This window comes from Blautia sp. RTP21359st1_E11_RTP21359_211015 (assembly GCF_040910705.1).
GTDB classification, from domain to species: domain Bacteria; phylum Bacillota; class Clostridia; order Lachnospirales; family Lachnospiraceae; genus Blautia_A; species Blautia_A fusiformis.
In genome coordinates, this window is the sequence record NZ_JBDGAB010000025.1 from 1 (window position 1) to 12,608 (window position 12,608).

Genomic DNA, 12,608 nt, shown 5'->3' on the forward strand with positions numbered 1-12,608 from the left:
CGACCAGACAGTAGATCCTGATCTGTTTTGAAGTATTATCTTTTTTTATCATTTGATTTTTTTACCTTCTCCTGCTCGGTATAACGTTACGTCAGATGTATATTTTACCATCCTCATATTTTGTTTACAACAAAAAGAATCTTCCAAACGGCAGTGTTTTTGTCTGCTGCTGTTCAGAAGATTTCTTTTATTGGATCATTCTTTATTATCTGGCGGATTCAGGGTCAGATGACTGTTCAGGCAGATATCTGCTATCCGCATTATCTACTTTGCAGATTCGGTTAACATAATATCTCCGTCGCTACATTTCACACTTAAAGTCGGTGCGGAAGTGCCTACTTGGTTCTCATAAACAGAGAAGTCTTCCTCATTGCTGGATTTTCCACGGGAAAGATCTCCTGTATCTACATCCCCGTCTGTGGTTTTCAGATAAATGTTGGTTTTATCCACGCTGCTCTTTTTCATTTGGATGGAAACATCTCCGTTGGAGCTGGTGATTTCCATATCTCCGTTGAAACTGCTGTTGCCCATCTGAAGCTCACCATCATCAAGAGAAATCTGGCCGTCTGTAAGATCTGCTCTTTTTATGCTCACATCTCCGCTTTCGGATTTCAGCTGCATGTTATCCGTACACTGAAGCTCTTTTACATCCAGATCTCCGTCGCCAAGCTTTGCCTCAAATTTTTCAAACACGCCTTTGTCCAGCATCAGATCTCCATCGGAAAGTTGCGCTGTCATTTTTTCACATAAAAGCTGATCGGCAGTAAAATCTCCGTCCGAAAGCTGAATCTCAGCTTCCAGAAGCTGCGCTTTCTCCGGCACATAGAGAATCACTGTATTTACCGTATCTTCTTTCTGGGTCTGCTCTATATGTGTCCGAAAGACTCCCAGATCATATGTTATAAAATAACCTCCCGTTCCTCCTTCGGACTCCTTAAGTGTAAGTTCTCCGTCTTTATCCTCCCAGGTCAGGGGATCTTTCTTTCCGTTTTTCTCAAGTTTATATTCCATATAATAATGGTCATCATCCGAAGTCCGGATATCCAGGTCAAGATCCTCAAAATCTACATTCAGTTTTGTAAAATCATCGATCTGTTCTTTTTTCATAACTGCAAGGTTTTTATGAGCAGAAGAATTTCCTCCGGATACATACACATGATCTGAAGCATATGTGAAATCTTTTCCCCCGGCAAAATATCCTGCTGTAGAAAGAACGACTCCCGCCACACAGAGCGCTGTGCCTGTCATCAATGCTGTTTTTGCGATCTTATTCATTTCTTTGCACCTTCTTTCTTACAAATCGGTTTACCAGACGTCCGATTCCTGTTGCACACCATTTACAGATATATATGGTAAGCACACCGACCAGGATTCCGGCTCCTGCCATAAGAAATCCGCCGCCAACCATCATGCAGGCTGCTGCCACAGATTTCAGGATCAGTGTGGCTCCAAAACCGGCTACCATGATTCCTCCGGCTATGGTTGCGATGCTGGCCACACCCAGGGAAAAAATCACGGCTGCGATCACAACTACTACGGCAAACAATACTGCCAGCACACTGAACATAAGTGCCAGACTTACCGGTGACGCACAGAGGACAAGAATTGCAAGGAGGATGATCTTACCCGGAGAACGTTTCTTCTTTGTAGAATCACTGGTTGAAGCAGCTGCATTTTGTCCTGCTGCACTCCGTCGGTTGCCGGAACCTTCTGCCGGCAGTTCCGTCTCTTTTTCTCCGGTACTGTCTTTCCCGTCTCCCACACTCTCCTGCAGAAGATTCAGAAGCAGTTCCCTGGCTGCTTCCTTCGGCTCGCCAAGTTCCTCCATTACCTGCTGCTCATTCTCCGGACCTGCCTCATCGAAATATTCCGAAAAATATTCAATGGCATTCTCATAATCTTCTTTCGGAAGCCGCTTCAGATATTTCCTGAGCTGCTCCATATACTCTTTCCTCGTCATTTTCGAAGTCTCCCTTCCACAATATCATCTATGGTATCGCGGTATTCTCTCCACTCTTTCCTCAGATATTCCAGATGACTGCGTCCTTCCTCTGTGATGGAATAATACTTGCGCTTCCTTCCCTGGAACTCCTCGGAATAAGTTGTCAGATATCCGCCTGTCTCCAGCTTCCTCAAAATAGGATACAGAGTTGATTCCTTAATCGATGCTACCATCTTCACAGTCTGACTAATCTCATATCCGTAGGAATCCTGCTGTTCCACAACAGAGAGGATCAGGCATTCCGTCAGCACAGCTGACACCGGATAGTAATACATACGCTCACCCCTTTATGTAATTATTTTATATATAAAATTTTTATATATAATTATTTTACATATATAGTATCATACTTTTCTCTTTTGTCAAGGAGAATTTCGCAATTGCTTTTTCCGAAGTCCTTCTTTATAATGTTTTACAAATACAAACTATTTCCCAAGAAAGGACATGATCTTATGGAAAAAAAGCCCCATCTGATGGCGATCGTCCTGTTTCTGACGGGTCTTATCTGTATTGGACTGCTTTTTGGCTTAAGTTACAAAACCTATCAGAAAATTGATGCCGCAGACCAGAAAATGACTTCCGTCATCGAACCGGTCAAAACGAAGCAGAAAGCCATGAAAGAAGATATTGACCTTTATACAGCCAAGATCGAAAAGAAACAGGCAGCCGACAAATATCTGCAGCAACGCTCCCAGACTGAACAGGCAGTAAAGAACAACACCGGCGAACACGAACGCGCACCGGAATCCGAAAACAGCCAGAAAAGTTCCAAACCTTCTGTTTTCAGTGAAGCCGGTGGTGAGGGATTCTCTGACGGAGGCAGCGATACCACTGCTTCTGCTGCAAATGGTCACATCGTAGGAATTGATCCCGGACATCAGGGTGAAAACGTGGATATGAGCGCCACAGAGCCCAACGGACCTGGTTCCTCCACCATGAAAGCAAAAGCTTCTACCGGAACCAGTGGTTCTTTCAGCGGCCTTCCGGAATATCAGCTGAATCTGAATGTCTCTCTTCTTCTGAAAGATATCCTGGAGCAACATGGCTATCAGGTTGTAATGACAAGAACTGACAATGATACTGCGATCAGCAACAAGGAACGTGCGGAGCTGGTAGCATCCCAGGGTGCAGAAATCTGTGTACGTGTCCATGCAAACGGCGATGATTCTTCTTCTGTTTCCGGTGCACTGACCATGTGCCCATCACAGCAGAATCCTTATGTTTCCAGTCTCTATGACAGTTCCAACCGTCTTTCCCAGTGCATCATTGATTCCTACTGTGCAGCTACCGGTTTTCAGAACCGCGGTATTATCTATACAGATACCATGACAGGAATCAACTGGAGTACCATACCGGTTACTATTGTGGAAATGGGATTTATGACCAATCAGAATGATGATCTGAAGATGGCAGATTCTTCCTTCCAGCAGACAATGGCCGAAGGGATCGCCAATGGAATTGATGCTTATTTTCAGCAGTAAAAGGAGTATTTCTTATGAAAAAAAATGTATTTTTATATGTTGTGATCGCAGTGCTTGCCGTTGCCCTGGTGGGTTTGGGTGCACTGAATGTCCGTTCACTGAACAAGCTTGAATCTCTTCAGTCCAAGGTTTCCGACCTTCAGAAAAATGTTCAGGAAGTTTCTGATTCTGCTGCTGAGCTGAGCAGCAAGGCAGATCAGCTGGATGCTCTTTATGCGGATGATCCTACCGTTGAAAGTGCAGCAGCTGCCGCTTCCCAGGATTCTCAGGATTCCAGCTCTCAGGAGCAGAATTCTGATTCTTCCACAGATTCTTCCGCAAGCCAGGAAAGCGCAGCAGCTTCACAGGAAGAGGGCACTCTGTCTCCTTCCAGTGGAAGCAGCACTTTTACCGATAATTCCGACTCCAGCATGGACAACGTACTGAGTCAGGTACAGTCACTTCTTCCGACTGATAACGGTACCTGGTCCGTATATGTATGTAATCTTGCAAAAAATACCGAAGGTGCCATCAATGATCAGAAGATGCAGGCTGCCAGTCTGATCAAGCTGTATATCATGGGTGCTGTATATGAAGATTATGACAGTCTTTCCACAACTTACGGAAAAGAAACCCTGGATAACAACCTGAATTCCATGATCACAGTCAGTGATAATGACGCGGCAAACAAGCTTGTCAACTGTCTCGGAGGCGGTGATGACGTAGCCGGAATGGCGCGTGTCAATAAATTCTGCCAGGATCATGGATACACCAACACTTCCATGGGACGTCTCCTTCTTGCAGATAATTCCAATGGAGATAATTACACCTCTGTAAAAGATTGCGGAAAATTCCTGAAGACCATCTATCAGATGGACAAGGGCAGCGCGGCAGAAGATACTCTTGCAGGTGCGGAATACATGTACCACCTCCTGAAAATGCAGACAAGAACCAACAAAATCCCCGCTCAGCTGCCAGAAGGTGTAAAAGTCGCCAACAAGACTGGAGAGCTTGACACTGTGGAGAATGATGCCGGTATCATCTACGATACTGCAAAGGGAATCGACCTTGTGATCTGCTTCATGTCACAGGATCTTAACGATACCGCTGCGGCACAGAATACCATTGCTCAGGACAGCCGTGCGATCTACGGATATTACAACGAATAAAGCACAGACAAAAAAGGATGATGCACCAGACACGCATCATCCTTTTTTATTCTTCTTTTCAGTTCTTCTCTTCCCCTTCTTCATAGGATTTCTCCCAGATCTCGGAAAAAACTGCCAACGGACAGTCTGTCAGCAGACACATGAGGATGAAACACTCATATGGATTTACTATGTAGATCTCACCCATGCCGCATCGTGCCAGGATTTCCTGGATCTCATCCAGAAAATGGCGGTATCTTGTATATGGATCATCATCTGCCATCTCCTGAGAGATCACAAAAAATTCCAGCGTGATCAGATCAAATCGTTCTACCGGAAACTTATGGTTCAGAATGTTATTGATCCTCTGGCGGCTGAACCGCTTCTGGCTGAAATGTTTTGCCAGAATAGAAGCGGACATTTTTTTCAGATTTCCCATCTTGTTGATAGGGATACCGCTGCAGATGACCTTCTCCAGATCTGAAGCGCTGATATTCTCAGGCTTCCAGATCTTTTTGCCACCGTTTTCCTCTTCATCCTGCTGGTACATGGCTGCAATGATCTTACGGGCACGTTCCAGAAGGATCATAAATTCCTGAAAAGCCTGACTCTTTTCCGATTTCGGATCGTCGCATCTGCCTTTCAGAAATGCCAGATATTCCAGAAGTTTCTCTTCACTGTCCAGACAGAGACCTGTTCCGTATACAACCTCACCGGTCTTTTTTTCCGTGGGTGTCAGTTCTTTATAGATTTTTTTATATTCTTCTGCCTTATAATAGCCAAGATGGTTATGATAGCAATACCAGTAAATTACTTCCTCCGGATTATGAAAATCAAAATCCTGTTCCCGAAGCACCCTGGTTAGAAAATCCGATACATCCTCCGTACTCATGCGGAGCCCGAACCCAAGAAGAAAAACAGTCTCACGTTTCACAGAAGCCTGGGTCAGCCAGTTGTTCACCAGAGAACTCAGCTTGGCAGAAGTCGGGGACATGGATTTCGGTGTGTAAGTCTCTTTAAAAGATTCCACCACAATATCCCTGTAAACCTCCTGGGGTACCTGGGAAAAAGGTTCTTCCAATTCTGCACGCTCATAAACATATCTTTTCAGATAATCGCCAAAAGAAACCAGTTCCATTTCTTTATAAAGATAATGAAAAATAACATCTGCATCATCATCCTCAAAGGAATCCAGACTGACAATCTGGCGGAACTTCTGTGCCGCCTTTCTGGTAAATTCAAAATCCTTCACAGAATCGAAGGCAACTGTCTGTTCAAAATCAAGATCCTGCATTCGATTTCTCATCGCAAATTCTCCTTATCCCTTATATTCCTCACCGGCAGACTGAGCCGGTTGGAAGCAATGCCGCTCTTTATTACCGGCAGAGTTTCTACCGCCCGGTGCTGTGCCGTTCTGCCCATCGTTTGAGAGGATTTTTTTCTTCATAGCCGTTGATCTGGGCAAGGATCATCGTTACATTATCTCTTCCACCTCTGGACAGCGCCATTTCAAGAAGCTCTTCTACTTTTTCTTCCGCGGTACCGGTTTTGCTCAGGATTTCCTGTATTTCTTCATCTGACAGCATATCCGTTACGCCATCTGAACAAATCAGATAACTGCTTCCCGTCTGATAGCCGATCTCCACAATGGATGGTTCCAGAGCCATGTTTTCCTCCTGAAAACCCAGGTACTGTGTCAAAGGAGCTTTTCCAAGCATTTTTCCACTGATCACATGATCCGTAGATATCTGCTGCAGTTTTCCCTGAAAATGGCGGTAAATACGACTGTCCCCAAGATTACAGGCATAGATCGCTTTTTCACTGAAAGACAAAAGTGCCATCGTAGTTCCCATGCTGCTGATACGATTTTCCCTGCTGTATCTGCATACTGCTTCATTCATATTTGCACAGGCTCCTGTGAGAAAAACCACCGGCTCTTTTTTGAGGCTTTTTTTATTTTCTTCATAAAAACCACCCAGTGCTTCCACGGCTGCAGAGGCTGCCATCTCACCACAGCTTTCCCCTCCCATGCCATCAAAAACTGCCAGTACGGGAAGCTGCCAATGCTGCGTATGACCTGCCAGGATTCCGTCAACTCCCTGGTTGTGCACTGGCAGCCGCACTCCGCAGCACCAGAAATTATCCTCATTATTCGTCCTCACCTTTCCGGTGTGACATGTATATGCATAATCAATCTGATAGGCCATTCTTTTTCCTTTCGTAAAAACCCTTTCGACATTACTGCTGAAGCTCCATTACCGAATTACTCCAGTATTTGTCTCCCAGTTCTACATATTCGTCGTTATCGCTCTCTTTATCATGAACCTTACCATCTGCATCGATCCATCGGATCAGAAGGCCGTCCTGATAATAAAAATACTGTTTTTCATCTCCGTCCCATACATAAGTATAAAACATCTGCTCGCCCCAGTAAAAATATTCCTCATAAACGCCATCTGCGGAACTGCCGGGATATACAAGTACTTTGGCGATCTCTCCTGATCCGTTATAAAAGCGCAGACGATCCCCCTCTGTGCCTTCACGTCTATAACTGTCCAGAGCATTTTCTATGGTTGTCGCATGGTCACGTATCGTTTCCATTGCCTGTGCGAAGCTTTTATCTGCATCGTCTGCAGTGCCGAAATTTCCTTTGTTCAGAGCATCAGAATCATCGGAATCTGTATACGAAGGTTCCCCGTTGTCCGAAGGTTTCCGTATCGTTCGTACCGCAATGATCCCGCCGATCAGCACAACAATGATCCCGGCTGCTATGAGCATTCTGAAAATGCCTTTCCGCCTCTTTCCGTCATCGGTATTTCCACCATTCTCTGACACGGATCCTTCCCACTCCTGGAGATTCTGGTCACGGTCGTCTTCCAGATCTGTGATAGAAGTAACTCTGGGCTTTACAGCTCCGGTTTTTCTTATACCGGGTTCTGGCTGACGGGAAAATCCTGACTGATAACCGGACAGACTATCTCTTTCGGATACTGTTTTTCCGGATGCAGATTTTTGAGGATTCTGTATTGTACTCTGAGCCTTTGGCCTATTCCGGGCTGCATTTTTTGCTATTTCTCCGGCTGTCGGTTTCTCCGGCTGTACAGATACCGGCGCAGGATTTCTACGTGCCTGACGGATTGCCTCCGTATTCAGTTGACTTGTTCTTGCCAGCTGTCTGGCTGCACCCTCCTGGAGAAACTTCGGCATGGACTCCGGAACAGGTCTTTCCTCCACTGGTTTCGGTTTCTCATGAACTCCCTGTTCTCTGTTTGCCGTTCCATACCGGATTTCTTCCAGTGCTTCCCGAAACTTATCAGGAGTCTGATATCGTTCTTTTGCATCATAAGCACAGGCTTTTAAGATAACGGAGCCGAAAGCCTCTCCCGCATCCACAGGTGCAGGCGGTGTTTCGCCTGACATCCTCCTCGTGAGCGCGTTTTCCTTATCTCTGTATGTGATCAGCTGTTTTTCAAGATTCAGAAACGGAAGCCTGTTATGATTCATCAGTTTATATAACACCAGGCCAAGTGCATAAATGTCCACTCTGCTGTCGTACTGTTCTCCCCTGTACATCTCCGGCGCCATATAGGAATAAGTTCCCTTTTTGGAAAGGGTACTCATGGTTTTTTCCAGTTCTCTGGCGATTCCAAAGTCTCCCAGCTTGAAATCCCCGAACCTGGATACAAAAATATTCTCAGGCTTGATATCCCTGTGGATAATGTGAAGCTGCCCGCAGTATTCCAGTGATTTACAAAGGTCTATGCCAAGCTTCATCACTTCTTTTTCTGTGAGATTTTTTCCCGCATAATATTCCATGAAGCTTGTGAGATATTCCATGCGGATAAAAATATCCCATCCGATCTCGTCCAGATATTCCATTACCTTGTAATCTTCTACAGATACAATATGGGAATTTCCCCGGAAATACTCCATGGTGCTTACTTCCTGAATGCACTCCTCCACCAGATTTTCGAAATAACCGCGGACGGATCTTTCATCGCCGGATTCTGAGCGCACACTGTCCAGTTCCCCTTTACTGGCGGGGATTGTGATTATCTTAATTGCCGAGTAAAAAGAACGTCCCTTCTCTGTTCTCTGAGCTTTATACACTCTTCCAAAAGAACCTTCCCCGATCTTACTTATGATCTTCCATTCCGGCCACGGGGAAATTGGCAGTTCCTTGTCCATCGCAATCCCTCCTCTCTCAGAAAATCCCTGCTTATAAACAGAAATCTCCCTCCGGATTTCCGGGGGGAGATTTATTTATATTAGCAAGGTATATTGACTTATTCTTCTACCGGTGCAGTTTCCTCTGCTGTCTCTTCAACAGCAGCGGTCTCTTCCTCCGGAGCAGTCTCAGTCTTCTCTTCCTCTACGGAAATTTCCTCTGTATCCTCAGGCTCCTCGGAAGCTGTTTTTACTTCCGGCATTCCTGTGTCAAGACTGATCTCACTGTAACGCTTCATACCTGTACCTGCAGGAATCAGCTTACCAATGATAACGTTCTCTTTCAGACCGATCAGCGGATCGACCTTACCTTTGATAGCAGCCTCTGTCAGGACTTTTGTTGTCTCCTGGAAGGATGCTGCTGACAGGAAGGAGTTTGTAGCAAGGGATGCCTTGGTAATACCAAGCATAACCTGTTTGCCCTCTGCCGGCTGTTTGCCCTCTGCCTCAAGTTTCTCGTTAACTTCCTCAACATCAAGGACATCAACAAGTGTTCCTGGCAGGAACTCTGTATCTCCGTTATCCTCGATACGGATCTTCTTCAGCATCTGATGAACGATAACCTCGATATGCTTATCGTTGATCTCAACACCCTGCAGACGATATACACGCTGAACCTCGCGGATCATGTAATCCTGAACTGCACGAACACCCTTAATTCTCAGGATATCATGCGGATTTACACTACCTTCTGTCAGCTCATCGCCGGCCTCAAGAACCTGTCCGTCAAGGACTTTGATACGGGAACCGTATGGGATCAGGTAAGTCTTGGAATCACCTGTCTCCGGATCATTTACGATGATCTCACGTTTCTTCTTAGTGTCGTTGATCGTGGCAACACCTGGGATCTCTGTGATGATCGCAAGACCCTTCGGCTTTCTTGCCTCAAAAAGCTCCTCGACACGAGGAAGACCCTGTGTGATATCTCCACCGGCAACACCACCGGTATGGAACGTACGCATGGTCAGCTGTGTACCTGGCTCACCGATAGACTGTGCTGCGATGATACCAACGGACTCACCAACCTGTACCGGCTCACCGGTAGCCATGTTCGCACCATAACATTTCGCGCAGACACCAACCTTGCACTTACAGGAAAGGATGGTACGGATCTTCAGTTTGTCGATCGGTCCGCCTGTTGTGTTGCTTACGCCCTCTTTCATAATACGGGCAGCACGCTTCGGTGTGATCATGTGGTTCGCCTTAACAAGGATTTCTCCGTCTTTATTCTTAACTGTCTCACAGGAGAATCTTCCTGTGATACGCTCCTGAAGGCTCTCAATCTCTTCTTTTCCGTCCATGAATCCACGAACTTCCATTCCGGAGATCTCTGCTCTGTTCTCACAGCAGTCAGCCTCACGAACGATAAGATCCTGGGATACATCAACAAGACGTCTTGTCAGGTATCCGGAATCGGCTGTACGAAGAGCGGTATCGGAAAGTCCCTTACGAGCACCATGCGCAGACATGAAGTACTCCAGTACGTCAAGACCTTCACGGAAGTTAGACTTGATCGGAAGCTCGATAGTATGACCGGTTGTATCAGCCATCAGTCCTCGCATTCCGGCAAGCTGTTTGATCTGCTTATCGGAACCACGGGCTCCGGAGTCAGCCATCATGAAGATATTGTTGTACTTATCAAGACCTGTCAGAAGGGCTTTTGTAAGCTCATCATCGGTCTTCTTCCAGGTATCAACAACCTCTTTATAACGCTCTTCCTCTGTGATAAGACCACGTTTGTAGTTCTTTGTAATACGGTCAACAGTATCCTGAGCCTGCTTGATCATCTCCGGCTTCTGCGGCGGCACGGTCATATCGGAAATGGATACGGTCATGGCTGCACGTGTGGAGTATTTATAACCCATAGCCTTAACAGAGTCAAGTACCTCGGCTGTCTTTGTTGCTCCGTGTGTATTGATAACTTTTTCAAGGATCTGCTTCAGCTGTTTCTTACCTACAAGGAAGTCAACCTCAAGAAGCAGTTCGTTTCCAGGTACGCTTCTGTCTACGAATCCAAGATCCTGCGGAAGGATCTCGTTGAACAGGAAACGTCCCAGTGTAGAGTGAACATTGCCGCTTAAAACAGTTCCGTCCGGCATTGTCTTATGGCAGCGTACAATGATCTTGGTCTGAAGTGTGATGACCTTGTTCTCGTATGCGAGGATTGCCTCGTTGATACTCTTGAAGAACTTGCCCTCACCCTTGTTTCCAGGTCTCTCCTGAGTCAGATAGTAGATACCAAGGACCATATCCTGTGAAGGAACAGCTACAGGACCACCATCAGACGGTTTCAGAAGGTTGTTCGGTGATAACAGAAGGAAACGGCACTCTGCCTGTGCTTCCTGGGAAAGCGGAAGATGTACGGCCATCTGGTCACCATCGAAGTCTGCGTTGAACGCTGTACAAACAAGTGGATGAAGCTTGATCGCCTTACCTTCTACAAGAATCGGCTCGAACGCCTGGATACCCAGACGATGCAGTGTAGGTGCACGGTTAAGCATAACCGGATGCTCTTTAATGACGTCCTCAAGGACATCCCATACTGCAGGCTCAAGTTTCTCTACCATCTTCTTGGCATTTTTGATATTGTGAGATGTTCCGTTAGCAACAAGCTCTTTCATAACGAAAGGTTTGAACAGCTCGATGGCCATCTCTTTCGGAAGACCACACTGATAGATCTTCAGCTCCGGTCCTACAACGATTACAGAACGTCCGGAATAGTCAACTCGTTTACCCAGAAGGTTCTGACGGAAACGTCCGGATTTACCTTTCAGCATGTCGGAAAGGGATTTCAGGGCTCTGTTTCCAGGTCCTGTTACAGGACGTCCACGGCGTCCGTTATCGATCAGGGCATCTACAGCCTCCTGCAGCATACGCTTCTCGTTGCGGACAATGATATCCGGAGCGCCAAGCTCCAGAAGTCTTTTCAGACGGTTATTTCTGTTGATGATTCTTCTGTAAAGATCATTCAGGTCAGATGTTGCAAAACGTCCTCCATCCAGCTGTACCATAGGACGAAGATCCGGTGGGATAACCGGGATCACAGTCATGATCATCCACTCAGGACGGTTGCCGGACTCACGGAAGGACTCTACAACCTCAAGACGTTTAATGATTCTTGCACGTTTCTGGCCTGTTGCATCAACAAGCTCTGCTTTCAGCTCTGCGGAATCTTTCTCAAGATCAATAGCTTTCAAGAGCTCCATGATGGACTCAGCACCCATACCTACGCGGAAGCCTTCGCCGTAAGACTCTCTTGCTTCCTGGTACTCACGCTCGGTGAGTACCTGTTTGTACATAAGGCCTGAATCAGCAGGATCCAGAACGATATAGTTTGCAAAGTAAAGCACTTTCTCCAGTGTTCTTGGAGAAATATCAAGGATCAGACCCATACGGGACGGAATTCCTTTGAAATACCAGATATGAGATACAGGAGCTGCAAGCTCAATGTGTCCCATACGTTCTCTACGAACGGCAGATTTGGTTACTTCAACACCACACCTGTCGCAGACAACGCCTTTATAGCGAATTTTTTTATACTTTCCACAGTGACACTCCCAGTCCTTGCTCGGTCCGAAAATTCTTTCGCAGAAAAGACCGTCCTTCTCAGGCTTCAAGGTTCTGTAGTTGATTGTTTCAGGTTTTAAAACCTCACCGTGTGACCACTCTCTGATCTTCTCAGGGGACGCCAGTCCGATCTTGATGGCATCGAAAGTCATTGGCTGATATGTTTCATTGGCGTTGGTTGTTTCTGCCATGTATTCTTTCCCC

At 46.1% G+C, this 12,608-nt stretch carries 9 protein-coding genes; 2 read left to right on the forward strand and 7 right to left on the reverse strand.

Going from position 1 to position 12,608, the window contains the following annotated elements; genetic code table 11:
- Nucleotides 1-264: 264 nt before the first annotated feature.
- Genes AB5026_RS10075 through AB5026_RS10085 form a run of 3 tightly spaced genes read right to left on the reverse strand, consistent with a single transcriptional unit; the run spans nt 265 to nt 2,277 of the window.
- Entirely contained in the window at nt 265-1,275 is a 1,011-nt protein-coding gene (locus tag AB5026_RS10075) for a DUF4097 family beta strand repeat-containing protein (RefSeq protein WP_368213256.1), read from the reverse strand.
- The gene (locus tag AB5026_RS10080; protein WP_021977001.1) at nt 1,268-1,960 is read right to left on the reverse strand and encodes a DUF1700 domain-containing protein; all 693 of its coding nucleotides are present in this window, start codon (nt 1,958-1,960) and stop codon (nt 1,268-1,270) included. Before AB5026_RS10080 ends, AB5026_RS10075 begins: the two co-directional genes overlap by 8 nt.
- Nucleotides 1,957-2,277 carry a PadR family transcriptional regulator gene (locus tag AB5026_RS10085; protein ID WP_118061753.1) on the reverse strand — a complete coding sequence of 107 codons (321 nt, stop codon included), beginning with the start codon at nt 2,275-2,277 and terminating at the stop codon, nt 1,957-1,959. Before AB5026_RS10085 ends, AB5026_RS10080 begins: the two co-directional genes overlap by 4 nt.
- Nucleotides 2,278-2,454: 177 nt before the next feature.
- On the opposite strand from AB5026_RS10085, the gene AB5026_RS10090 reads away from it, so the two are divergent.
- Complete coding sequence (locus tag AB5026_RS10090) at nt 2,455-3,483, forward strand: N-acetylmuramoyl-L-alanine amidase (protein ID WP_021976213.1); 1,029 nt, start codon at nt 2,455-2,457, stop codon at nt 3,481-3,483.
- A 14-nt stretch (nt 3,484-3,497) separates the two neighbouring features.
- Entirely contained in the window at nt 3,498-4,631 is a 1,134-nt protein-coding gene (locus AB5026_RS10095; RefSeq protein WP_368213257.1) for a serine hydrolase, read from the forward strand.
- 58 nt (nt 4,632-4,689) lie between these two features.
- Here the strand turns inward: AB5026_RS10095 and AB5026_RS10100 are convergent, their stop codons facing one another.
- The 4 genes from AB5026_RS10100 to rpoC form a co-directional block, all read right to left on the reverse strand.
- The gene (locus AB5026_RS10100) at nt 4,690-5,916 is read right to left on the reverse strand and encodes a hypothetical protein (RefSeq protein ID WP_368213258.1); all 1,227 of its coding nucleotides are present in this window, start codon (nt 5,914-5,916) and stop codon (nt 4,690-4,692) included.
- A gap of 85 nt (nt 5,917-6,001) precedes the next feature.
- Complete coding sequence (locus AB5026_RS10105) at nt 6,002-6,817, reverse strand: PP2C family serine/threonine-protein phosphatase (protein ID WP_021976216.1); 816 nt, start codon at nt 6,815-6,817, stop codon at nt 6,002-6,004.
- A 31-nt stretch (nt 6,818-6,848) separates the two neighbouring features.
- Nucleotides 6,849-8,798, reverse strand: coding sequence for a serine/threonine protein kinase (locus tag AB5026_RS10110; protein ID WP_368213260.1), 1,950 nt, complete (start codon nt 8,796-8,798; stop codon nt 6,849-6,851).
- A gap of 98 nt (nt 8,799-8,896) precedes the next feature.
- Complete coding sequence (gene rpoC / locus AB5026_RS10115) at nt 8,897-12,595, reverse strand: DNA-directed RNA polymerase subunit beta' (protein ID WP_174087893.1); 3,699 nt, start codon at nt 12,593-12,595, stop codon at nt 8,897-8,899.
- Nucleotides 12,596-12,608 lie beyond the last annotated feature (13 nt).

Coding starts and splice junctions, on each gene's coding strand:
- AB5026_RS10075 (WP_368213256.1), bottom strand. CDS start 1,275: ATGAATAAGATCGCAAAAACAGCATTGATGACAGGCACAGCGCTCTGT.
- AB5026_RS10080 (WP_021977001.1), bottom strand. CDS start 1,960: ATGACGAGGAAAGAGTATATGGAGCAGCTCAGGAAATATCTGAAGCGG.
- AB5026_RS10085 (WP_118061753.1), bottom strand. CDS start 2,277: ATGTATTACTATCCGGTGTCAGCTGTGCTGACGGAATGCCTGATCCTC.
- AB5026_RS10090 (WP_021976213.1), top strand. CDS start 2,455: ATGGAAAAAAAGCCCCATCTGATGGCGATCGTCCTGTTTCTGACGGGT.
- AB5026_RS10095 (WP_368213257.1), top strand. CDS start 3,498: ATGAAAAAAAATGTATTTTTATATGTTGTGATCGCAGTGCTTGCCGTT.
- AB5026_RS10100 (WP_368213258.1), bottom strand. CDS start 5,916: ATGAGAAATCGAATGCAGGATCTTGATTTTGAACAGACAGTTGCCTTC.
- AB5026_RS10105 (WP_021976216.1), bottom strand. CDS start 6,817: ATGGCCTATCAGATTGATTATGCATATACATGTCACACCGGAAAGGTG.
- AB5026_RS10110 (WP_368213260.1), bottom strand. CDS start 8,798: ATGGACAAGGAACTGCCAATTTCCCCGTGGCCGGAATGGAAGATCATA.
- rpoC (WP_174087893.1), bottom strand. CDS start 12,595: ATGGCAGAAACAACCAACGCCAATGAAACATATCAGCCAATGACTTTC.